The sequence below is a fragment of the Streptomyces niveus genome (assembly GCF_001723055.1).
GTDB classification, from domain to species: domain Bacteria; phylum Actinomycetota; class Actinomycetes; order Streptomycetales; family Streptomycetaceae; genus Streptomyces; species Streptomyces niveus.
The window spans coordinates 1-22,929 of record NZ_MDCR01000030.1; the positions used below are offsets into that span (position 1 = coordinate 1).

A 22,929-nucleotide genomic window follows, 5' to 3' on the forward strand; every position below is an offset into this window, starting at 1 on the left:
CGATGGGAGCGCTCCCATCGTTAAGAACGTGCAACTGAACCGGGCAAAAGCGTACGTCTTCCCCACTAGGGGTGAAGATCCACATCCTCCGGAGGTAGTTCGCACATGACACCCCTCATCACCTCAGTCGCCTTACCCCAACGACGAGTCCGCCGCGGCCTGGTCGCTCTCACCGCCGGCGCGATGCTGCTCACCGGCGGCGCGGTCACCCAGCTCACCACCACCCCCGCCTCCGCGTCGGCGAAGGCATCCGCGCAGGCCGCCGCCCGCGTGGACAACCCGTACGCGGGTGCCAAGGTGTACGTGAATCCGCTGTGGTCCGCGAAGGCCGCGGCCGAGCCCGGCGGCAGCAGGATCTCCAACCAGCCCACCGCCGTGTGGCTCGACCGCATCGCCGCGATCAAGGGCGTGGCCGGCGGAATGGGCCTGGAGGCCCACCTCAACAGGGCCGTCAGCCAGGGCGCGCAGACGATCCAGCTGGTCATCTACAACCTGCCCGGCCGTGACTGTTCCGCCCTCGCCTCGAACGGCGAGCTCGGCCAGACGGATCTCCCCCGGTACAAGAGCGAGTACATCGATCCGATCGCGGCGATCCTGGCCAAGCCGGCCTACGCCAACCTGCGCATCGTGAACATCGTCGAGATCGACTCGCTGCCGAACCTGGTCACCAACGTCTCGCCCCGCCCGACCGCGGTCCCGAACTGCGACACCATGAAGGCGAACGGAAACTACGTCAAGGGTGTCGGCTACGCGCTGGCCAAGCTGGGCGCGATCCCGAACGCGTACAACTACGTCGACGCGGGTCACCACGGCTGGATCGGCTGGGACGACAACTTCAACGCCTCCGCGAAGCAGATCGCCGAGGCCGCGAAGGCCGAGGGCAGCACACTGGCCAACGTGCACGGCTTCATCGCCAACACCGCGAACTACGGCGCCACCACCGAGCCGTTCTTCAAGATCGGCGACACCGCCAACGACGGTCCGATCCGCGAGAAGTCCAAGTGGATCGACTGGAACCGCTACGTGGACGAGCAGTCGTTCGCCCAGGCGTTCCGCACCGAGGCCCAGAAGGAGGGCTTCTCCCCGGACGTCGGCATGCTGATCGACACCTCCCGCAACGGCTGGGGCGGCGCGGCCCGGCCGACCGCCGCGGGCCCGAAGACCACCTCGGACACGTACGTCAACGGAGGCCGCACCGACCGCCGGATCCACCTCGGCAACTGGTGCAACCAGAAGGGCGCCGGTCTCGGCGCACGGCCACAGGCGGCCCCGGCACCCGGTATCGACGCGTACGTCTGGGTCAAGCCCCCGGGTGAGTCGGACGGCGCCAGCAAGGTGATCGAGAACGACGAGGGCAAGGGCTTCGACCGGATGTGCGACCCGACGTACACCGGCAACCCCCGCAACGGGAACAACCTGTCCGGCGCCCTGCCGGACGCGCCGCTCTCCGGCCACTGGTTCCCGGCCCAGTTCCAGGAGCTCATGAGGAACGCCTACCCGGCGCTCTGACCGACGCCCCGGGCACGTGCGGTGTCCCTGTCGCCGCGTGAGAGAGGAAGGGTGCGGGCCCGGTCTCCGACCTGGACCGTACCCTTCCCGAGCCGACGGCCTCCCCGTCCCGGAGGCCGTACCAAATCAGTGGGGCGCCGGTCCGCATGTCGTTAACCTGCCCGTATGGAGCTGACCGTCACCACTCTCGCCGAGCGTCCCCACCTCATCGACCCGATGTGGCGGATGGCCGACACCTGGCCGGAGTTCATGCTGCACGACCCCGTCGGCTGGGCGAACATCGGGCGGATCGTCGCCGAGCTGCCGCAGTACGTTCTCGTCGGCACCGACGAGGAGGGGGCCGTCGTGGCCCGCGCGTTCAGCGTCCCCTTCCAGCTCCACGCCAAGGGCCGCGAGACGCTGCCCGCCACCGGCTGGGACCAGGCGCTGCTGTGGGCGTTCTCCGATCTGCGGCACGGCAGGACACCCGACACCGTCAGCGCCATCGAGATCACGGTCGCCACCGACCGGCAGGGGCAGGGCCTGTCCGGCAGGATGCTGGCGGCCATGCGCGACAACGCCCGCGGCCTCGGCTTCGCCGCAGTCGTCGCCCCGGTACGGCCGAGCGCCAAGCACGAAGAGCCGCACGCCGCGATGGACGAGTACGCCCATCGCGTACGGGACGAGGACGGACTGCCGTACGACCCCTGGCTCCGCGTCCACGTGCGCGCGGGCGGTGTGATCGACTCGGTGGCCCCCGCCTCCATGACGGTCACCGGATCACTCGCCCAGTGGCGCGAGTGGACGGGGCTCGCGTTCGACACCGACGGGCCCGTCGACGTACCCGGAGCGCTCATGCCCGTGCACTGCGAGGCCACACGCGGCTACGGTGTCTATGTCGAACCCAATGTGTGGGTGCGTCACCGGATCTGAGCGTGGGGGACACGTGCGGGGGCAGGGGGGATCCACGCGACGGGGCTCGGCGCGCGATGTCGCTGTATACCCTCGATACGCTTTCGCAGACGTCCCCCCTGGCCTGTCAGGAGCAGCATGCACGGCCCCGGAATAGCGCACCCGCCGCCGCACCGCACACCCACGCCGGGGATGCTTGCCTTCCTGCGTGGGCTCTTCGTCGCGATGCCGCTGCTCACCTGCGGGTTCCTCGCCTGGACGGCGACGCTGCGGGTGGCGATCGTGACCCGGTCCGTCCTGAACTGGTGGCTGTTCATCGGGAACGTGGCCCTCAACGTCCTGTGGATCGTCTTTCTCGCCCAGGACAACACCGACGACTTCAGCAGCCCCGAGGGCAACACCGGCATGATCGGCATGCTGACGACCGGTGCCGCCGCCATCGCCTACTACCTGTACGCGGACTTCAAGCACTACCGGGTCCCGGCGGCGCCGTACCCGGGCTACTACCAGCCGCCGCACGTGACACCCCAGGTGACACCGAGCTATCAGCCGCCCGCCAACGCCGGTTACGGCTACGGCGGCCCCACCCGGCCCGTGGCCACCCCGCGGCAGCAACAGCCGCCGCCCCAGCGGCAACAGCCGTACGCCCAGCCCAACCCCGCCACGACGCCGCCCCGCATCGACCAGGTGCGCGCCGAGCTGGACGAGCTGAGCGATCTCCTGCGCCGCGACCACCTGGACGACACCGGCACCGGCGACGGACGCGACACGGGCGGCAACGGCAACGGCAACCGCAACAGCGGCGACAGCGACAAGCGGTGAACGCCCGCGTCGTCGCGGGCCGTTACGAGATGGCCGGCCTCATCGGGCAGGGCGGCATGGGCCAGGTCTGGACGGCCTACGACCAGCGCCTCGGCCGCCGCGTCGCCGTCAAGCTGCTGCGCCCCGACAAGATGGCCGCCGACACCGCCGCCGAGGACCTGCGCCGCAGGTTCGTCCGCGAATGCCGGGTCACCGCCCAGGTCAACCACCCCGGCCTCGTCACCGTCCACGACGCGGGCAGCGACGGCGACGAACTCTTCCTGGTCATGCAGTACGTCGAAGGCACCGACCTCGCCGCCCACTTCGCCGGCCACGCGCCCTACCCCTGGCAGTGGGCGGCCTCCGTCGCCGCCCAGCTGTGCGGCGTCCTCGCCGCCGTACACGCGGTGCCCATCGTGCACCGCGACCTCAAGCCGCGGAACGTGATGGTCAAGCCCGACGGCAGCGTCCTCGTGCTCGACCTCGGCGTCGCCTCCGTCATCGACACCGACACCACCCGCCTCACCCACACCGGCTCGGTCATCGGCAGCCCCGCCTACATGGCCCCCGAGCAGGTCATGGGCGGCGCCGTCGGCCCGTACACCGACCTCTACGCACTCGGCGTGGTCCTGCACGAACTCCTCAGCGGCACCGTCCCGTTCCCCGGCACGACCGCCCTCGGCGTCCTGCACCGGCATCTGTACGAGCCGCCCGTCCCGGTCCGCCGGATCCGCCCGGAGATCCCCGAGACGCTGGAGGCGCTCGTCCTGCGGCTGCTCGCCAAGGACCCGCAGCACCGGCCGGCCGGCGCGCAGGAGGTGTACGAGGCACTGGCCCCGCTGCTGCCCACGCGCGGCGTGGTCGGCGCGCCGCACTCCGGGCAGGCGGGCATCCCGCTCGACCCGTCCCGCCCGTTCCTGCGCCCGCACGCGCCCTGGCCGGACCGCGCCACCGCCCCGCCGCCCGCGCCGTCGGTGCCGCTGTCACCACTCCCGCCGCGCTCGCCCCAGTCGCAGTCGCCCTCCCCTTCGCCGATGCCGGGGAGCGCCCCGGCCCAGCGCCCGGACGTCGCCGCCGCCGTCGACGAGGCGAAGCGCCTCCTCGGCGAGGGCAGCATCACGCAGGCCGTGGACATCCTCGGCGGGATCCTTCCCGCCGCGGCGGCCGAGCACGGCGAACACTCACCGGTGGTCCGCATCCTGCGCAAGCAGTACGCGACGACGCTGATGGACGACGGCCAGTACCGCCGCGCCCTGCCCGAGCTGCGCCGTCTCGCCGACGACCGCGCGGCCGACGCGGGCCCCGGCGACCCGCAGACGCTCCAGTTCCGCTACGACGCCGCGCAGTGCCTCGAACAGCTCGGTGAGGCGGGCGCGGCGCTGGAGGAGTACCGCGCGGTGCTGCCCTACTACGAAGGCGCCGGGCAGCCGGGCGCCGACCAGTCACGGGCCTTCGACATCCGGCACCGCATCGGGCATCTGCTGCTCGCGGTCGGCGACCACTCGGCGGCGCAGCAGCAGTTGCAGTATCTGCTCTACGACGCGGAGCGGGCGTACGGCCCGTACCACCCGCTGCCGGTCGAACTACGGCGCGGACTTGACCGCAGGCAGCAGTTCCGCGGCACCACCCGGAGCCGCTAGTTCAACCGTCCCCGGCCCCTCCCGGCGCCGCCTCCGTACGGAGAGCACGCCGATGCCCACCAGCACGAGCAGTGACGCGCCTCCCAGCGCGGCGCCCGAGCGCAGTCCCGGCGGCCGGAACGAGCAGTCGACGGACGTGGTCGTGCCGTCCGGGTCCAGCGGCACCGCGACCAGCCCGAGGGACGCATCGGCGGGCTTCCCCGCGCAGCTCCAGCCCGCGATCCGGGGCGCGGCGACGACGGCCGTTCCCCTGCTGCCGGGCGGCAGTTGGGCCCGTACGCCGTGGTCGGAGACGTCCACGGACACGGCGCCGGTCTTCTTCATCCGCTCCACGGTGGCGTCGAGGCGCGCCCGGTCCAGACAGGCCACCGTCCGCCCCTTCGGCGCCCTGCCGTCGAACGTGACGCGCTCACCCGGGCGTTCGGCGATTCCCAGCGACGTCACGGCCGCGCGGCGGCGGGGCTGCCCGCCGAGCAACTTGACAGGGGTGGCGTTGCCGAGCCGGGCCGTGCCGGTGTAGTCGGGGGCGAAGAAGAAGACCTCGCTGCCGACGGGACAGGAACCGGCCACCGGGTCGGAGTAGACGCGCGAGCCCAGCAGCATCTCCTGGTTGCGGAAGGGCGAACGCCCGTACCGCGGGCGGGTCCGCTCCGGCGGCCGTACGGTCACCAGCGGCGGCACCTCGGCCCGACTCACCTCTGGCGGGGCGCCGTCCTCCGTACGAAGGCGCGCGCCCACCGCGAACACGGCGTCCACGACCGGGCTGTCCAGGCTCTGCACCGCCCGCCCGTTCGACGTCCAGCCGGCGCCCAGCGCGCCGAGCGTACGCGTCAGCACGTCGGGCGTGTGACTGCTGTAGTAGGAGGCGCCCTGACCGCCCAGCAGCATCGGGTCGTTCGCGGTGATCTGGGTGCGCCCCGGGTCGGTGCGGTAGCGCGGCCACCCGTCGGCCTCCGCGACGGCGGCGGCGCGCTCGTCGTGCTCCGTGCCCCAGGCCGGGTAGTGGTCCAGCTTGTGCAGCCGGGCCCGGTCGGTGTACGCGGTGGTCGCCGCGGCCTGCCCCGCGAGCCCGCCCACCAGCAACAGGGCGGCCAGCGCCGCGTACCGGCGCCGGGGGAGCCGTACCACCAGCAGCGCCGCCACGGCCGCCGCGAGCCCGCACGCGAACAGCGCGAGGGCGCGCCTGCCGGTCATCGCGTCGGTGGCGGCGACCAGGCCCACCGCGACGAGCAGACCGGTGCCGGCGAGCAGCGGGCGGCGGCCCGGCCACCCGTGAGCCAGACACTGCCAGGCGGCGATCACCAGCAGCCCGGACAGCACGAACGTCTGGCGGAACGGGCTGCCGTTGGGCGTCGCGAACGCGTGCCACAGCAGATGCGTCGGCTCCCACTGCGACGACAGCGCGACGCCGCCCGCGAGCCCGGCCCACGCCAGCCGCTCCCGGCCGGGCACTTTCCGGTTGAACGGCAGCACGACGGCGAGCAGCAGCGCGCCGCCGCCCAGGAAGAGGGCGGGCGTGAAGAAGCTGTACGTCGCGGGCAGCGTCCGCGCGAGGAACTCGCTCCAGCCGGCCGGCTCGAACTGCCTGGTCCAGCCGGGAAACGCGTGCCCCGTCCCCATCACCACCGGCAGCAGCACGGGCGCGGCGAGCCCGATCCCGAGGAGCACGGTGCCGGCGCCGCGCACCAGGACCCGTACACGCTCCCGCAGCACCCCGCCGTCGAGCAGGAGTTGCACGCAGAGCACCAGGACGGCACCGAGGGTCGCCATGTACGCGGTGTAGAAGTTGGCGATCCACGCGAGCGCGACGACCAGCGGACCGAGGACCGGCCGGCGCCCCGCCCGTACCCACTCGCCGACCAGGCACAGCAGCGGGAGCGCGATGAGCCCGTCGAGCCACATCGGGTTGTACGACGCCTCGATGACGGACCATCCGCAGAGCGCGTACGTGGCGCCGAGCACCGCGGCGACCCACCACGACGACGACGGGGAAACGGGCCGCTTCTTCGCCATCGCGAGCAGCAGCCAGGCCATCGCCGCGCCCGCCGCCGCCATCTTGAGCACGGTGATGACGTACACGGCGAGATCGATCCGGTCCCGTGGGAAGAGCCCGACGAGCAGCGCGAACGGACTCGTCAGATACGTCCCGAGGTCGGGCAGGAACGCGGTGCCGTACCCGGACTGCCAGTTGAGCAGCAGCCCGCCGTCCCCGCGCCCGTGCAGCAGGTCCCACAGCTTGGCGTGGAAGGGGACGAACTGATTGCCCAGGTCGTTGACGCTCCGCGTGTCCGGCCCGAACGGGAAGCTGCGGGCGACGGCGTCACCCGCGCAGACGGCGGTCACGGTGATCAGGGCGGCGAACGCGGCTGCCCGGCCGCGGACGGATTCCAGGATCGGCATAGTGATCGAATATGTCAGCGCTGATCCCGACAAAAGGGTCGTTGGCGATCCAGTTCACATGATGGCCGCCTGTAATTCATTCGGTGAATCCATCAGTGACATTCCGGTCGGATGTCGTTCTACGGTGCTGATCTCAATAGTGGTCCCGTGCTTCAACGAAGAGGAGATCGTCGACCGCTTCCACGCCCGTGTGACCGATGAACTCGCGCTGCTCGAAGGGGAACTCGGGCATGAATTCGAGCTGGTCTACGTGGACGACGGAAGCCGCGACGGCACTCTGGAGCGGTTGGACCACCTCGCCGCGGCTGACTCCCGCGCCCGTTACGTCTCCTTCAGCCGCAACTTCGGCAAGGAGGCCGCGATGCTGGCCGGCCTCCAGTACGCGAAGGGCGACGCCGTCGTCATCATGGACGCGGACCTCCAGCACCCGCCGGAGCTGGTCCGCCGCATGCTCGCCCTCCACGAGGAGGGTTACGAGCAGGTCATCGCGCGCCGTACCCGCAAGGGCGACCGCGTCACCCGCACCCTGGCGGCCCGCGCGTACTACCGGCTGATCAACCGCCTGATCGACGTCGAACTCGTCGACGGCGTCGGGGACTTCCGGCTCCTCTCGCGCCGCGCGGTCGACGCGGTGCTCGGCCTCGCCGAGTACAACCGCTTCTCCAAGGGAATCTTCGCCTGGGTCGGATTCCGCTCGACCACCTTCGAGTACGAGAACGCGGCCCGTGAGCAGGGCCGTTCCAAATGGAGCTTCGGAAAGCTGCTCAACTACGGGCTCGACGGCATGCTCTCCTTCAACAACAAGCCGCTGCGCGCCGCGCTCTACCTCGGACTGCTGCTGGTGTCGCTCGCCTCGCTGTACGCGGCGTGGATCGTCGTGGAGGCGATGGTCAACGGTGTCGACTCTCCCGGCTATGTCACACTTCTGGTGGCTGTCACGGCCCTGTCGGGCGTACAGATGGTGATGGTGGGAGTCGTCGGCGAGTATGTCGGCCGCATCTACTACGAGGTGAAGCGGCGCCCGCACTATCTGGTGGCGGCGACCGACGTGGACCGCCCGCGGCGGACGCTTCGTGCGACGGACCAGGAGCTTGTGGGTACATGACGGTCCGGGGCCAGCTGATCAGATTCGCGCTCGTCGGGGTCGTCAACACCGGTACGTACTACGGCTGTTACCTGGTGCTGCTGACCTGGCTCCCGTACGTCGCGGCGCATGTCGCCGCCTTCGTGCTGAGCATGATCGGCTCGTTCTTCCTCAACTCGTACTTCACCTACCGGACCCGGCCGACCTGGCGGAAGTTCCTGCTCTTCCCGCTCACCAACGCGGCGAACTTCACCATCACCACGTGCGGGGTGTATCTGCTGGTCGACGTGCTGGGGTTCAGCAGGACGTACGCGCCGCTGATCGCCGCGGCGGCGGCGATCCCGATCACCTTCGTGGTCTCGCGCACGATCATGCTGCGCCCCGACCCGGCGGCCTACGCGTCCGAGCCGCCGGTCGCCGCGCCCGTTCCGAGCCGCGCGGCCCGTATCGACAAGTAGCGGTACTCGGGCGTGCTCGCCGTACGCGCGGCGGCGGCCCGGTAGTTCTCGACGGCCGCCGCCCGGTCGCCCGCCATCTCCAGCAGATGCGCCCTGACCACATACAGCCGGTGGTGCCCGGCGAGCCGCCCCGCCGCGTCGAGCGCGTCGACGGCGGCGAGCCCGGCGGCCGGGCCGCGCACCATGGCCAGGGCGACGGCGCGGTTCAGCGAGACCACCGGATTGTCGACGAGCGCGTCGAGCACCCCGTACAGCGCCAGGATCTGCGGCCAGTCCGTCTCCCCGGCCGATCCCGCCTCGTCGTGCACGGCGGCGATCGCCGCCTGCACCTGATACGGACCCACCGGACCGGACGGCAGCGCCGCCGTGATCAGCGCGACGCCCTCGGCGATCGCCGCGCCGTCCCAGCGCCCCCGGTCCTGCTCGGCCAGCGGGATCAGCTCACCGCCCGGCCCCGTCCGGGCCGCGCTGCGCGCCTGGGTGAGCAGCATCAGCGCGAGAAGCCCGGTGATCTCGCTGTCGTCCGGCAGGAGTTCACGCAGGGCGCGGGCCAGCCGGATCGCCTCCTGGGACAGCTCGACCCGCTGAAGATCGGGCCCGGCACTCGTCGCGTATCCCTCGCTGAAGATCAGATACAGCACGTGCAGTACGGCTCCGAGCCGCCGCTCCCGGTCCTCGTCGTCCGGCCCCGGCAGCCGGAACGGCGCCCCGGACGCCCTGATCCGCTGCTTCGCCCTGCTGATGCGCTGGCCCATCGTCGCCTCGGGCACCATGAAGGCGCGGGCGATCTCCCCCGTACCGAGACCGCCCACGCACCGCAGCGTCAGCGCGACGGCGGCGGCAGGCGACAGGGCGGGGTGGCAGCACAGGAACAGGACGGTCAACGAGTCGTCCCGGTCTGCCGGTTCGGCGGCGTCGGCGGGCGGGGCCACCCGGCGGTCGGCCGGCTCCCGCCCCGTCACCAGGTCCTCACGCCGCCGCCGCGCGGCGTCGGCGCGCACCAACTCGGTCATCCGGCGGTTCGCGACCTGGATCAGCCAGCCCTGCGGATTGCCGGGCACACCTTCGTCGGGCCACTGCCTCGCCGCCGCCAGCAACGCCTCCTGCACGGCGTCCTCGGCGGTCGCGAAGTCCCCGAAGCGCCGCGTGAGTACGCCGACGACCTGCGGCGCGAGAGTGCGCAGCAGGTCCTCGTCGTAGAAGGAGATACGGCTCAACACGTGCTCCCTCAATAGATCTCTAGAACTCCTCGGGCGGCCCGGCCATGATCTGACGGGCCTCGATCGCCATGTTCAACGGCTTGCCGCCGGGGCCGGGGGCCGCCGAGATATGCGCGGCGATCTCGTCCGCCCGCGCCGGCGTCTCGCAGTCGATGACCCAGAATCCGGCCAGGAACTCCTTCGTCTCGGGGAACGGTCCCTCCGTGACGACGGGCGCCCCGCCGCTCCCGGCGCGGACGATCCGCGCGGTGTCCACTCCCGCGAGGCCCTGGGCGTCCACGAATTCGCCCGCGTCCTTGAGCATCGTGTTCGTCTCGCCCATGAAGGCGATGTGCGCCCGGATCTCCTCGGGGGTCCAGGTCGAGAGATCGGGGAATCCCGCGTTCTCGGCGCTGAACTGCATCAACAGCATGTACTTCATGACTCGCTCCTCTTCAGGATCGTCCAGTGGTGCCCTCACAGACTGGTAGAAGCCACGACCGCGATTTCGACACCCTGGCCGACCGCTCGGCGAAGTTTTCGAAAAAAGTCGGGCTGACTGGATCGGATCCGCCGCCACTGCCTAACATCGATCAACGCACGGTCGTTGTCACGATCCAGGAGGCACCCTTTGCACCGCCGCCGTCGCACAGCGCTCACTCTCTCCGCCGCCCTCCTCGCGGCGGCCCCGCTCCTCACCGCCTGCGGCAACGACGCCCACCCCGGCGCGGCGGCCGTCGTCGGCGGCGAGCGCATCGACGTGTCCTCGCTGCAGGCCCAGGTCCGGGACGTACGCGACGCGCAGCAGGCGTCTCCGCAGGCCGCCGAGCTGATCAAGAACACCGGCCAGCTCAGCCAGGTCAAGCTGAACAGCATGATCTTCGACGAGATCCTTCAGAAGGCCGCCGACGACGCCGGGGTGAAGGCGTCCCGCAAGGACATCCAGACCACCCGCCAGGCGGCGGCCCAGCAGTCCGGCGGCGAAGACCAGTTGGCGCAGATGCTGCTCCAGCAGGGCGCGCTCACCCCGGACCAGATCGACGCCGCGATCCGCCGCGAGGTGCTGATGTCGAAGCTGGCCCAGTCGCTCGGCGCGAACACCACCACGCCGGAGGGCCAGCAGCAGGTCCTCGCCGTGCTGGTCAAGACTTCCGAGGAACTGGGCATCGACGTCAACCCGCGCTACGGCGCGTGGGACATCAAGCAGGTCAGGCTCGGCGAGGCGAAGACGCCGTGGCTCACCCAGGTCACCAAGGAGGCCCCGCCGGAGCAGGTCCCGACGGGCGCGTGAGCTGGGGCCGGGGCCCGGAGGTAGGTTTCATCGGTGACCGAAGAGACCGCAGCCGCCCCCGGCTCCGCCGCCCCCGGCCGTATCGTCCTGCTGACCACCAGCCACCGGGTCGCGCCCGGTGTGCTGTCCTGGCCCGCGTGGCAGACGCTGCGCGAGGCCGACCATGTGCTGTGCGCGGACGCCGCGCACCCGCAGCTGCCGTATCTGCGCGAGGCCGGCGTCACCGTCGGCCACTCCGCGCCCACCGCGGCCGAGTTGGTCGACGCCTGCGCCGGCGGCCGTACGGTGGTGGTCCTGCCCTCCGGCGAGGGCGACCAGGTTCTCACCGACGGTCTCTCCCGTCTCGCGGGCTCGGGCCGTGTCCAGATGCCCGACCTGGAACTGCTCCCCGGCTCGTACGACCTGCCGGGCGCCCGCCTGCTCGACCTGGTCCAGGTCATGGACCGTATCCGCGCCGAATGCCCGTGGTCGTCGACCCGGACGCACGAGGGCCTCGCCAAGTACGCCATCGAGGAGGCGTACGAACTGGTCGAGGCGATCGAGAGCGGCGACCGCGACGAGTTGCGTGAGGAACTGGGCGACGTACTGCTCCAGGTGGTCTTCCACGCCCGTATCGCGGAAGAGGAGGAGGACGAGCCCTTCTCGATCGACGACGTCGCGGGAACGATCGTCGAGAAGCTGATCCACCGTCACCCCCATGTCTTCGGCGACGAGAGCGCCGAGACCCCGGCCGACGTCCACGCGCACTGGCTGCGTACCAAGGCGGCGGAGAAGCAGCGCGACTCGATCACCGACGGCGTCCCCCTGGCCCAGCCGGCCCTCGCCCTGGCGGCCAAACTCACCTCCCGCGTCGCGGCCTCCCCTCTGGACGTCCCGCTCCCGTCGGGCGGGTCCATCGGCTACGAACTCCTCGCCCTGGCGGCCCGCGCGGAGGCCGAGGGCATCGACCCGGAGGCGTCCTTGCGGGCGGCGGCGCGGGCGTACCGGGACGCGATCCTGGCGGCGGAGGGTCAGGCCCGCTGAGGGGCCCGGGTCTGGCGAATCGCGGAGACGAGGAAGAAGATCCCGCCGAGCACGGCGTAACCGGCGAGGGTGCTGAGCGCGGGCTCGTCCTGTGAGGCGCCCCGGACGAAGCTCGCACCGGCCAGCACCGAGATGCCGCCGCTGGCGATCATGGCCCACTGACCACCCATCGGCCGGCGCGCGACGCCGACCAGGAGCTGGACGAGACCGGAGACGACCGCCCACGCGCCCCAGACGCGCAGCACGTCGGCGACCCCCGAGCCCCCGGCGACCGCGATGCCGACGGCGGCGAGCGAGCTGACGGCGATGTTGACGTACAGCCCCTTGACCGCCCCGTCGTCGCGCGCCGACCTGATGTCGACGACGGCGGCGGCGACGTCGAAGGCCGGGTAGAGGAAGAGCAGCAGCCTGGCCCCGGTGGTGAGTTCCGAGCCGAAGAGCAGCAGGAGCGCGGCCCACGCGGCGGCGAAGACGAAGCGAACGATGTAGAGCCGACGCAGCCCATTGAGCGTCATGTTTTCTCCCGGACTCAGTAGAGAGAACGTTCTCTCTCGTCAATGCGGGGAGTCTGGCACAACTCTCCGCCAACAAACAAGAGAGAGCGTTCTACCCCTACAATGGCCGACATGACACAGACGGAAGCGGGCGCGGGCACCGGCAGGCGAGTCTCCGCGGCCCGGGAACGGCTCCTGAGCACCGCCGGGCGGCTGTTCTACGCGGAGGGCATCCACACGGTCGGCGTCGACCGCCTGGTCGCCGAGTCGAAGGTCACCAACGCCACCTTCTACCGCCACTTCCGCAGCAAGGACGACCTGGCAGTCGCCTACATCGGCAGCGTCGACCAGGCGATCCGCACCCAGCTCGACACCCTGACGACCGCGGACGTACCGGCCGACGGCATCCTGCGGGGCATCGGCGCGTCCCTGGTCGAACAGATCCGCTCACCCGGCTACCGCGGCTGCGCCTTCCTCAACGCGGCGGCGGAATTCCCCGACCCCGACCACCCGGTCCACCGCGCGGTGGTGCGGCACCGCGACTGGTTCCTGCGGACGATCACCAACCTGTTCGCCGAGATCACCACCACCCAGGCCGACCACGCGGGCCGCCACTTCGTCATGCTCCGCGACGGCGCGATGAGCGCGGGCTACCTCGGCGACCCGGCCCTGGCGGGCGAGACGCTGCTGCGCGGCATCGACGGACTACTCCGCATCCACACGACCCGCCCCACCTCCCCACCCGCCCCGGTCACGGACATCGACTGCTCACCACCCGGCACCTGACCTACCCGTCGGACCGCCGGTAGGTGGTGATCGACACCCCGAGCGTGGATGTCGTCGTAGTGACAAGGGTGAGCGGGCGCCGCGTCGCGTCGTCGGCGCCGAGTACGTGGGAGTTCGCCCATGTGAGGTCGCAGAGCGTGGTGGAGGCAACGTACTTGGGCATGGCGTTCATCGCCGCGACGGCCGGATCGCGGCTGTCGGCATACGGCCAGGTTCCGGCTCGGTATGCGGTGCGGCTCCGCCCGCCTAGCCCCGGCCCCCCGGCTCAGGTCGGGCGCTGACCAGGCCGGTCTGGTAGGCGATGAAGACGAGTTGGGCCCGGTCGCGGGCGTGGAGTTTGGTCATCGCGCGGTGGATGTGGGTGCGGATGGTCAGGGGGCTGAGGAACAGCTGGTCCGCGATCTCGTCGTTGTTCATGCCCTGCGCCGCCAGTGCCATGACTTGGCGTTCCCTGTCGGTGAGGCGTTCCAGCTCGCGGGGTGAGGCGAGCCGGTCGTGGGCGTCGGGAGTGGACAGGAAGCGGCTGATCAGGGATCGGGTGGCGGTGGGGGAGAGGAGCGAGTCGCCGGCCGCGACCGTGCGGATGCCCGCGAGCAGTGCCTCGGCGGTGACGTCCTTGCCCAGGAAGCCGCCGGCGCCGCCGCGCAGGGCGGCGGCGACGTTCTGGTCGTCCTCGAAGGTGGTGAGGATCAGGATGCGGGTGGTGGCGAGCGTGGGGTCCGCGCCGATGAGGGTGGTGGCGGTGAGTCCGTCGACGCCGGGCATGCGGATGTCCATGACGACGACATCGGGATGGTGCTCGCGGGCGAGATCGACCGCCTCCTGGCCGTCGGCGGCCTCGGCGACGACCGTCATCCCGGGGTCGCTGTCGATGAGGATGCGGAAGGTGCTGCGCAGGAGGGCCTGGTCGTCGGCGAGCAGGACACGGATCGTCATGTGAGGCCTTAGCTGGTGGGCTGGAGAGGGAGGGTGCAGGAGACCTGGAAACCCTCGGGGCCGGGTCCGGCGGTGAGGGTTCCGCCGGCGGACTGCGCGCGTTCGCGCATGCCCATGAGCCCGAAGCCGCGGCCGGGCTCGGCAGCCCCGGCACGCGGGGTCCCCGCGGGTGTCTCGTTGGTGATGGTCAGGCTGAGCGAGTGGGCGGTGTACCGGAGCTGGACGTCCGCGTGTCCGGTGGCCGCGTGCTTGGTGACGTTGGTGAGGGCTTCCTGGATGATGCGGAAGGCGGCCAGGTCCGCCCCGGGGGAGAGCGGTTGCGGCGGTCCGCTGACCGTGACGCCGACGTCGAGTCCGGCGGCGGAGTACGACGCCGTCAGGTCGGGCAGTTGGCCGAGCCCCGGTGCGGGAGCGAGGCCCTGATCCGTTTCGGTGTCCTGGCGCAGCACCCCCACGGTGGCCTTGAGCTCACGCAGGGCGTCGGCCGTGGTCGTCGCGAGGGAGTCGAGCATCTCGAAGGCCTTGTCCGGGTGCGTCCGGTACAGGTGCGCCGCCGTGCTCGCCTGCGCGTTGGCGAGAGCGAGATGGTGGGCGACGATGTCGTGCAGTTCGCGGGCGATGCGCATCCGTTCCTGTACGACGTGGTGGCGGGCCTCCTCCTCACGCGCCCGTTCCGCCTGTTCGGCGCGGTCGGCTGCGTACGTACGCCGTACACCGACGTAACTGCCGAGGAGAGCCGACAGCAGAACCCACGCGGCCGGATTGACGACGCCGAGAAGCACGGGGTGGCTGAAGGGATCGAGGAACAGACCGGTGACGACGACGCACGCGGCGGCGAGCAGGGAGGCGTTGCGGGCGGTCGTACGGTCGGCGCGCAGGCTCACCGAGTACAGCGACACCATCAGCGGGCCCATCAGCAGGGGCGTCATGAGGTAGCCGACGGCTCCCTCGGCCATGGTGAGCGCGGTGATGAATCCCAGCACGGGCAGGGGGTGCCGGTGCCGCCGGAGCAGTGCCAGACAGCAGAAGGCGGACAGTACGATCCCGGGCCACAGCGCGGGCGGGGCCGGCGTGCCCCAGCTCGGCAGGAGACAGCCCGTCACGGTCGTCCCGAAGAGCAGCAGCAGCGCCGTGAGCTCCACCGTGCGCGGCCGTCGCGCGGCCACGGCCTGCCAGCTCGTACTCATCTCGATCTCCCGGAAACAGACACGGATCACAACATAGTGACCGTCGCCGGGGTGGTGCCGTCGACGACGGCACCGCCCCGGCGACGGTGTCGGGTGGTCAGGTGCGCACCGGCTCCCGCCGCGCCTCTTCCGCCGGCGAGTCCGCGGGCGGCGCGGTGAGCGCGGCGCCCTCGATGTCCACCCGGGGAAGGAGCCGGTCCAGCCATCGCGGCAGCCACCAGGCCTTGTCGCCCAGAATCGCCAGGACCGCGGGCACGATCGTCATGCGTACGAGGAACGCGTCGAACAGCACGGCGATGGCGAGACCGAAACCGACCGTCTTGATCATCGATTCCGTGGAGCCGATGAATCCGGAGAAGACGGCGATCATGATGACGGCCGCGGCGACCACCACCCGCGCGTTGTGGCGGAAGCCCGATACGACGGCCTGCGCCGGGCGGTCACCGTGCACGTACGCCTCTCGCATACGGGCGACGAGGAACACCTCGTAATCCATCGCCAGCCCGAACACGATGCCCACCAGGAAGATCGGCATCAGGCTCATGATCGGGCCGGTCTGTTCGACACCGAGCAGCTCCGCCCCCCAGCCCCACTGGAAGACGGCCACGACCGCGCCCAGGGAGGCCAGTACGGAGAGCAGGTAGCCGAAGGCGGCCTTCACGGGAACGAGGACGGACCGGAAGACCACCAGCAGCAGCACCAGGGCGAGAGCGATGATGACGATCAGATACGGGACGAGGGCGTCCTGGAGCGCGTTGGCGACGTCGATGTCCATCGCCGTACTGCCGGTCACCTCGAACGTGGCACCCGCGCTGTCCTCCAGCCCGGCGCGCTCCGCCCGGATGGACTGCACGAGCTCCTTGGTCGCTTCGTCGTTCGGGCCGGTGGACGGCACGGCCGAGAAGGTCGCGGTGTCACCGTCGGGGTTGAGCGTGGGCGGCGAGACCGACACCACCCCGTCCGTGTCCTTGATCGCACCGGCGACCGCCGTGGCGGCGCCCTTCGGGTCGTCGGAGTTCCTGGCGTCGACGACGATGGTCAGCGGTCCGTTGAACCCCGCGCCGAAGCCGTCGGCGAGCGCGTCATAGGCACGGCGTTCCGTCGTCGAGACGGGTTTGGCCTCGTCACCGGGCATCCCCATCTCCAGACTGGCGGCGGGTACGGCCAGCGCGCCGAGAGCGGCGACGGTCACCAGGAGTACAGCCTTCGGGCGGCGCATCACGAACCGCGCCCACCGTGAGCCGCCGTTGGTCTCGTTCCGCTGCTTACGAAGAGCCCTGGGCCGGCCGTTGCGTACACCGCGAGAGAGCACCGCGTCCGGCCACATGCCCAGCAGGGCCGGTACGAGGGTGAGGGCGACCAGCACGCCCACGGCGACGGCAGCCGCCGCACACAGCCCCATCTTGGTCAGCATCGGCACGCCGATGACGGACAGCCCGGCCAGCGCGATGATCACGGTGAGGCCCGCGAACACCACGGCGGAGCCCGCCGTGCCGACAGCCAGCCCCGCCGCCTCGCGCGGATCACGCCCGCGTGAGCGCTCCTCCCGGTACCGGGAGACCACGAACAGGGCGTAGTCGATGCCCACCGCCAGGCCGAGCATGGAGGCGAGGGTGCCGGTGGTGAGCGAGAGGCCGAAGGTGCTGCCCAGGGCGATGATTCCCGCCATGGAGACGCCGACCCCGATGACGGCGGTGAGCAGCGGCAGACCCGCGGCGGCCAGGGAACCGAAGGTGATGAGCAGAACGATCGCGGCGATGCCGATACCGATGGCCTCCGCCGATCCGCCCGCGGCCGGCTGGGTGGCCAGAGCCGTACCGCCCACCTCGACGGTGACCCCCTTGTCGCGGGCCTCGTCGACGGCGTTCTCCAGGGCGTGCGTGCTGGAGTCGGTCAGGTCGTCGGCCGCCACCTTGTAGGTCACCACGGCGTACGCGGTGGATCCGTCCTCGCTGACGGCGTCCGCCGCGAACGGGCTGACCGCGCTCGCGACCTGGGAACCCTGGCCGGTCTCGGCGACGAAGTCGTCGATGACCGCACGGGTGTCGGTCGCGGTCACCTTCTCGCCGTCGGGCGCGACGAACACGATCCGGGCGTTGGCGCCGTTCGCGTCGGCGCCCGGGAAACGCTCGCCGATCAGGTCGTAGGCCTTCTGCGCCTCGATCCCGGGCATGAAAGACGTACCGCTGTCGTCGGCCGCCGGAGCGCTGACCGCGCCGAAACCGGCCGCGCCCAGCGCCGCGAACCACAGCAGCACCACGGACCAGCGCCATCGGAAGGCACCACGGCCGAGTCGATACAGGAAGGTAGCCACGAGAACACATCTCCAGGTCAGGTCAGGTGTTGGGCAGATGGCCAGAGTCGCCTCCGAGCCCCCTCCCCGTCGTCGTGCACCTGCCGTGACTGGGCGCTGGTGCGCTCGACGGACCGGGCGGGTCGCCTGCCTGCATCTGTAGGAGTCGGCCTACTGCGCTGGTTGTACGCCGGAGACCGGGCCGGCCGGGTCCCCTCGCGGAGCGCCCGCGTCGGCCGTACGGCCGGCCCCGCCGGGACATGCCCGTTCAACCCCCGTTTATCGCATCTTGACCGCACCTTCCTACGGTCGTTCGACGGACCCGCGCCGAACCGGCAACAGGTGCGCCGCAGAGCGAGAGCGAGATCCGGGCTCTCAACGGGGGGAACGACATGCTCCGCATTCACTTCACCGATGTGGATCTCGCCAGGACCCGGCTCGCCTCCGCTCCCGATCCTCTCTTCGAGATCGCCGCGAGTCTGCACCGGTTCCAGTCCCGGCGGGGACGGTGGGCGTACGCCGGCTGGTACCGCGACTCGCGGGTGCGGCTGCGCGAGGCCGGGCTGGAGCGGGCGCTGCGGAGCATCCTGCTGCCCCTGTACCCAAGAGCCGCGTACTTTCCGGACTTTCTGACTCCGGCCGACGCGGTGGAGGGCCTGGACGCGGGGCTGGAGCCGATTCTGGCCACGCCTCCGAAACGGGTCATGGCGGAGATGGCCACCCTCGACCGGATCGTCGGGGCGCCGGCGTGGGCGGGCCAACTGGCCGGACGGGAGACGCGCAAGGAGTTCGCGGGGGTACTGCGCGCGTACTACAACGCCGTCGGCGTTCCCCACAAGGAGCACGTACGGGCGCGGATCGAGGGCGAACGGGCCGCGCGCTGCCGCGGGTTGCTCGACGGCGGGGTGGAGGGAATGCTCGCGGGCCTCGGGCCCATGCTGCGCTGGCGCCCGCCCGTCCTGGAGGTCGCCTACCCCAGACAGGCGGCGGACCGGGACCTCCATCTGAACGGCCGCGGCCTCACCCTCGCCCCCTCCTACTTCAACCGGGGCGAGCCGGTCGCCTTCGCCGACCCCGGACTGCCACCCGTGGTCTGGTACTCGCTGCTCCACGAGCCCGAGTCCCGTTCCCTGAGCGAGGAGCCCGGCCGGTCACTGACCCAGCTGCTCGGGCGCGCCCGCGCGATCGCCCTGCGCGCCGCGGCCGGCGGCGCCACGACCGGCGAGATCGCCCGCGCCGCCGGAGTCTCGGCCTCCGCCGCCAGCAGACACGCCACCGTGCTGCGCGACGCCGGACTGACCACCACGGTCCGCAACGGCCCCTCCGTGCTGCACACCCTCACCCCCACGGGCGCGTCCGTACTGCGCGCCGCCCTGGCCGACGTCGAGGACGGACCCGGCCGTTAATGTCAGGGCCATGCACGACCTGCCGCCCGAAACCCCCGCTCCCGAACTCTTCACCTGGGAGTTCGCCACCGATCCCTACCCCGCGTACGCCTGGCTGCGCGAACACGCGCCCGTACGCCGGACCACGCTGCCGAGCGGGGTCGAGGCGTGGCTCGTGACGCGGTACGCGGACGCCAAGCGGGCACTGGCCGATCCCCGGCTCTCCAAGAATCCCGTGCACCACGCCGAGCACGCGCACGCCAAGAGCAAGACGGGGATCCCGGGCGAGCGCGGGGCGGAGTTGATGACGCATCTGCTGAACATCGATCCGCCCGACCACACCCGGCTGCGCAGGCTGGTTTCGCAGGCGTTCACGCCCCGCCGGGTGGCCGAATTCGCCCCGCGCGTGCAGGAGTTGACGGACGGGCTGATCGACGCCTTCGCGGCGAAGGGGGAGGCCGATCTGATCCATGACTTCGCCTTCCCGCTGCCCATCTACGCGATCTGCGATCTGCTCGGCGTCCCGCGCGAGGACCAGGACGACTTCCGTGACTGGGCCGGGATGATGATCCGGCACGGCGGCGGGCCGCGGGGCGGGGTCGGACGGTCGGTGAAGAAAATGCGCCGGTATCTCGCCGAACTCATCCACCGTAAAAGGGACGACCTCGGCGACGACCTGATCTCCGGGCTGATCCGGGCCAGCGACCACGGCGAACACCTCACCGAGAACGAGGCCGCCGCGATGGCCTTCATCCTGCTGTTCGCGGGGTTCGAGACCACCGTGAACCTGGTCGGCAACGGGGTGTACGCCCTGCTTCGGCACCCCGAGCAGCGGGCCAGGCTCCAGCGCTCCCTCGACGCCGGCGAGAGCGGGCTCCTGACGACCGGGATCGAGGAACTGCTGCGCTACGACGGGCCGGTGGAGCTGGCCACCTGGCGTTACGCCACCGAGCCCGTCCGGCTCGGCGGGCAGAGCGTGGCGGTGGGCGACCCCGTTCTCGTCGTACTCGCCGCCGCCGACCGCGACCCCGAGCGGTTCGACGATCCGGACCGGCTCGACCTGTCGCGCGGTGACAACAAACACCTCAGCTACGGCCACGGCATCCACTACTGCCTCGGCGCGCCCCTCGCCCGGCTGGAGGGGCAGGCCGCGATCGGCACGCTTCTGACCCGCCTGCCCGACTTGCGACTTGCGGTCGATCCATCCGATTTGCGGTGGCGTGGCGGGCTCATCATGCGTGGACTGCGCACGCTCCCGGTGCAGTTCACAGCGGTGCGTGACTGACGGGCCGTCAACACTGTGACTTTCACGTGATCTCCGCTGCATCGACTTGTGACAGACCTTCGAGTAGGGCTACGTTCACGTCCGTCTCAGCAGTCACATGTTCGGAATTCGTGTTCGGGATTCACGTTTCAGCAGTCTCACGGAAGGCAATCGCATGCGCTCCGGGAACGGCCGGCACCGTCGGCCCCGTCAGGCCCCCGCCCTCGTCGTCGCGGCAGGGGTGACAGGCTCGGCGATCGCCATCCCGCTGCTCGGCGCGAGCGGCGCCAGCGCGGCCGACGCCGCCACGTGGGACCGTGTCGCCGAGTGCGAGAGCGGCGGCATCTGGAGTGCCGACTTCGGCAACAGGGCGTTCGGCGGGCTCCAGATCACCCAGGAGACCTGGGCCGACTTCGGCGGTACGGCGTACGCGCCCACCCCCGACCAGGCCAGCCGCAGCCAGCAGATAGCCGTCGCGGAGAAGATCCTCGACGCGCAGGGGCCGAGCATGTGGCCGACCTGCGCCCTGGTCACCGGCCTTACCGCGGACGGGGGCGCCGAGCCGGACGCGACCGCGGACAGCGAGCCCTCCGGTGAAGCCACCGAGGGCAAGCCCAAGGCGCCCGAGACGCCCGCGCCCGGGTCGAGCGAGGAGGCCGTGCTGCCGCCCGCTCCCGAGTCGACGCCGTCGTCCGGGCAGTTCGGCCGTGACTCCGCCTCCGACGGCGAGAAGTCCGACGCCACGCCGGGCACGAAGCCGGACGCCGGGGCCGGCACCGGCCAGGGCAAGCACCGCGGCGAGGCCGCTCCCGAGGGCGACGCCACCGCCGAGCCCGGCGAGTCGGCCGGCGCCTCGGGCGGGTCCGACGCCCCGGACAGATCGACCGAAGCGGGCAAGCCTGGCGAAAAGCGGGAAAGCGGCCGTCATGCCTCACGCGGTGACGGTTCGGCGCGCGACGACGCCGCCGCCGACGGCTCGTACACCGTCCGCACCGGCGACAACCTGTGGGCCATCGCCGACGAGCAGAAGGTGGAGGGCGGCTGGCCCGCGCTCTACGAGGCGAACCGTGAGGTCGTGGGCTCCGACGCCGACCTCATCCTGCCGGGCCAGAGCCTCGATCTGACGGCGAAGTAGGGGCAGTTACGCAGGCTATGTCCGGATCTGCGTAAGTGAGACAAGGGTCTCTTCGTCCCAACTGACGCGATCTGCCGGGCACGTCGCCCCGTCTCCCGCCCGACCTGCGTAAACAGGGGTTTCCTCAGGGCGGGATGGGCGAATCATCCCGGATGTTCCTTCTTTGAACATCCGGGATGTCTGTGTTTACGGTCTGAACCGCTCGCACCGCGGGCACCGTCGACCGTCACGCCGAATCCTGCCGTCGGTCGGGGGGAGTACTCGTCGCGTCAAGCGCCGAAGGCAGGAGCGGGGGACCCAGGTAAGTGCCGGTCAGTACGGCCGGCTCGGGGTGCAGCCGTGTGCGGGGGGACGTAGGAACGTTCCCACGCGGCACGGCCGGGCAACTCACTTGGCCCGAACCCGACAGCTCACCTCGTAGGCGTCGGTGAGGAGATCTCGCATGCTGTTTTCCAGCAAGTCCGGCAAGGGCAAGCACCGCCGTCCGTCCAAGGCCGTCCGTTACGCCACGCTCGCCGGTGTCACCGGTGCCGCTGTCGCGGCCCCGCTGATCGCCACCACCTCCGCCTCCGCCGCGACCACCGCCGAGTGGGACGCCGTCGCCCAGTGCGAGTCCGGCGGCAACTGGTCCATCAACACCAACAACGGCTACACCGGCGGGCTCCAGTTCTCGGCCTCCACCTGGGCCGCGTACGGCGGCACCGCCTTCGCGCCCAGCGCCGACCGGGCGTCGAAGGCCCAGCAGATACAGATCGCCGAGAAGGTCCTGGCGGGCCAGGGCAAGGGTGCCTGGCCGAGCTGTGGCGTGGGCCTGTCCAACGCCGCGAACGACGCCGGCTCGGACGACGCCGCCCCGGCCCCGAAGCAGGAGGCCCCGAAGGCCGCCCCCAAGGCCGCCCCGAAGCAGGAGTCCGCCCCGCGCGCCGCGCAGGAGCAGCCCGCCTCGCGTAGTGAGACGCGCGGCCCGGTCAAGAAGGGCGACGGCGAGTACAAGGTCAAGTCCGGCGACACGCTCTCCAAGATCGCCGAGGCCGAGAAGGTCAAGGGCGGCTGGCAGAAGATCTTCGACCTGAACAAGGACATCGTCGAGAACGCCGACGAGATCTTCCCGGGCCAGCAGCTCCACCTGAGCTGAGCCTTCTCCTGAGCCCCG

21 protein-coding genes and 1 riboswitch are annotated in these 22,929 nt (G+C 71.1%); of the genes, 13 read left to right on the forward strand and 8 right to left on the reverse strand.

The window, feature by feature from the left end; all coding sequences use genetic code 11:
• The first annotated feature begins 105 nt into the window (after positions 1-105).
• From BHU15_RS04015 to BHU15_RS04030, 4 genes are all read left to right on the forward strand, one after another.
• Entirely contained in the window at positions 106-1,509 is a 1,404-nt protein-coding gene (locus BHU15_RS04015) for a glycoside hydrolase family 6 protein (RefSeq protein ID WP_079127880.1), read from the forward strand.
• Positions 1,510-1,674: 165 nt separating this feature from the next.
• Positions 1,675-2,421, forward strand: coding sequence for an acetyltransferase-like protein (locus BHU15_RS04020; protein WP_069625884.1), 747 nt, complete (start codon positions 1,675-1,677; stop codon positions 2,419-2,421).
• Between the two features lie 117 nt (positions 2,422-2,538).
• Positions 2,539-3,222: a hypothetical protein gene (locus BHU15_RS04025; RefSeq protein WP_069625885.1), complete on the forward strand. Its 684-nt coding sequence runs from the start codon at positions 2,539-2,541 to the stop codon at positions 3,220-3,222.
• Entirely contained in the window at positions 3,219-4,841 is a 1,623-nt protein-coding gene (locus BHU15_RS04030) for a serine/threonine-protein kinase (RefSeq protein ID WP_069625886.1), read from the forward strand. The genes BHU15_RS04025 and BHU15_RS04030 overlap by 4 nt, the downstream gene beginning before the upstream one ends.
• Here BHU15_RS04030 and BHU15_RS04035 read toward each other — a convergent pair.
• Positions 4,785-7,241 (reverse strand): YfhO family protein, encoded by a 2,457-nt coding sequence (locus tag BHU15_RS04035; RefSeq protein WP_069625887.1) that lies wholly within the window; start codon positions 7,239-7,241, stop codon positions 4,785-4,787. The genes BHU15_RS04030 and BHU15_RS04035 overlap by 57 nt on opposite strands.
• Positions 7,242-7,365: 124 nt before the next feature.
• Here BHU15_RS04035 and BHU15_RS04040 point away from each other — a divergent pair, with 124 nt between their 5' ends.
• Together BHU15_RS04040 and BHU15_RS04045 are read left to right on the forward strand one after the other, a co-directional pair.
• Complete coding sequence (locus BHU15_RS04040; protein WP_069625888.1) at positions 7,366-8,346, forward strand: glycosyltransferase family 2 protein; 981 nt, start codon at positions 7,366-7,368, stop codon at positions 8,344-8,346.
• Positions 8,343-8,783, forward strand: coding sequence for a GtrA family protein (locus tag BHU15_RS04045; protein ID WP_069625889.1), 441 nt, complete (start codon positions 8,343-8,345; stop codon positions 8,781-8,783). Before BHU15_RS04040 ends, BHU15_RS04045 begins: the two co-directional genes overlap by 4 nt.
• Here BHU15_RS04045 and BHU15_RS04050 read toward each other — a convergent pair.
• Positions 8,720-10,000, reverse strand: a complete 1,281-nt coding sequence (locus BHU15_RS04050) for an RNA polymerase sigma factor (RefSeq protein WP_218028041.1) — start codon at positions 9,998-10,000, stop codon at positions 8,720-8,722. The two genes, BHU15_RS04045 and BHU15_RS04050, sit on opposite strands and share 64 nt — an antisense overlap.
• A 22-nt stretch (positions 10,001-10,022) precedes the next feature.
• Positions 10,023-10,424 (reverse strand): YciI family protein, encoded by a 402-nt coding sequence (locus BHU15_RS04055; RefSeq protein ID WP_069625891.1) that lies wholly within the window; start codon positions 10,422-10,424, stop codon positions 10,023-10,025.
• 189 nt (positions 10,425-10,613) lie between these two features.
• Between BHU15_RS04055 and BHU15_RS04060 the strand changes: the two genes are divergently transcribed.
• Together BHU15_RS04060 and BHU15_RS04065 are read left to right on the forward strand one after the other, a co-directional pair.
• On the forward strand, positions 10,614-11,273 hold the full coding sequence (locus BHU15_RS04060) for a SurA N-terminal domain-containing protein (protein WP_023541221.1): 660 nt from the start codon (positions 10,614-10,616) through the stop codon (positions 11,271-11,273).
• 33 nt (positions 11,274-11,306) lie between these two features.
• Positions 11,307-12,296 (forward strand): nucleoside triphosphate pyrophosphohydrolase, encoded by a 990-nt coding sequence (locus BHU15_RS04065; protein ID WP_069625892.1) that lies wholly within the window; start codon positions 11,307-11,309, stop codon positions 12,294-12,296.
• Here the strand turns inward: BHU15_RS04065 and BHU15_RS04070 are convergent.
• Positions 12,284-12,811 (reverse strand): hypothetical protein, encoded by a 528-nt coding sequence (locus BHU15_RS04070; RefSeq protein ID WP_069625893.1) that lies wholly within the window; start codon positions 12,809-12,811, stop codon positions 12,284-12,286. The genes BHU15_RS04065 and BHU15_RS04070 overlap by 13 nt on opposite strands.
• Positions 12,812-12,913: 102 nt before the next feature.
• Between BHU15_RS04070 and BHU15_RS04075 the strand changes: the two genes are divergently transcribed.
• Entirely contained in the window at positions 12,914-13,576 is a 663-nt protein-coding gene (locus BHU15_RS04075) for a TetR/AcrR family transcriptional regulator (protein WP_069625894.1), read from the forward strand.
• A gap of 1 nt (position 13,577) precedes the next feature.
• Here BHU15_RS04075 and BHU15_RS41085 read toward each other — a convergent pair whose 3' ends face one another.
• The 4 genes from BHU15_RS41085 to BHU15_RS04090 all read right to left on the reverse strand — a co-directional run bounded on the left by BHU15_RS41085 (position 13,578) and on the right by BHU15_RS04090 (position 18,013).
• Positions 13,578-13,739, reverse strand: coding sequence for a hypothetical protein (locus tag BHU15_RS41085; RefSeq protein ID WP_255293017.1), 162 nt, complete (start codon positions 13,737-13,739; stop codon positions 13,578-13,580).
• Between the two features lie 83 nt (positions 13,740-13,822).
• Positions 13,823-14,512, reverse strand: coding sequence for a response regulator transcription factor (locus BHU15_RS04080; RefSeq protein WP_069625895.1), 690 nt, complete (start codon positions 14,510-14,512; stop codon positions 13,823-13,825).
• An 8-nt stretch (positions 14,513-14,520) separates the two neighbouring features.
• Positions 14,521-15,699 (reverse strand): sensor histidine kinase, encoded by a 1,179-nt coding sequence (locus BHU15_RS04085; RefSeq protein WP_069625912.1) that lies wholly within the window; start codon positions 15,697-15,699, stop codon positions 14,521-14,523.
• Positions 15,700-15,796: 97 nt separating this feature from the next.
• Positions 15,797-18,013 (reverse strand): MMPL family transporter, encoded by a 2,217-nt coding sequence (locus BHU15_RS04090; protein WP_069625896.1) that lies wholly within the window; start codon positions 18,011-18,013, stop codon positions 15,797-15,799.
• Between the two features lie 371 nt (positions 18,014-18,384).
• Between BHU15_RS04090 and BHU15_RS04095 the strand changes: the two genes are divergently transcribed.
• From BHU15_RS04095 to BHU15_RS04110, 4 genes are all read left to right on the forward strand, one after another.
• Positions 18,385-19,398, forward strand: coding sequence for a helix-turn-helix domain-containing protein (locus tag BHU15_RS04095; protein WP_069625897.1), 1,014 nt, complete (start codon positions 18,385-18,387; stop codon positions 19,396-19,398).
• Positions 19,399-19,408: 10 nt separating this feature from the next.
• Positions 19,409-20,662 (forward strand): cytochrome P450 family protein, encoded by a 1,254-nt coding sequence (locus tag BHU15_RS04100; protein WP_069625898.1) that lies wholly within the window; start codon positions 19,409-19,411, stop codon positions 20,660-20,662.
• A gap of 154 nt (positions 20,663-20,816) precedes the next feature.
• The gene (locus BHU15_RS04105; protein WP_069625899.1) at positions 20,817-21,776 is read left to right on the forward strand and encodes a transglycosylase family protein; all 960 of its coding nucleotides are present in this window, start codon (positions 20,817-20,819) and stop codon (positions 21,774-21,776) included.
• A 264-nt stretch (positions 21,777-22,040) separates the two neighbouring features.
• Positions 22,041-22,215: riboswitch (cyclic di-AMP (ydaO/yuaA leader) on the forward strand.
• Between the two features lie 3 nt (positions 22,216-22,218).
• Positions 22,219-22,911, forward strand: coding sequence for a transglycosylase family protein (locus BHU15_RS04110; RefSeq protein WP_069625900.1), 693 nt, complete (start codon positions 22,219-22,221; stop codon positions 22,909-22,911).
• Positions 22,912-22,929: the final 18 nt, after the last annotated feature.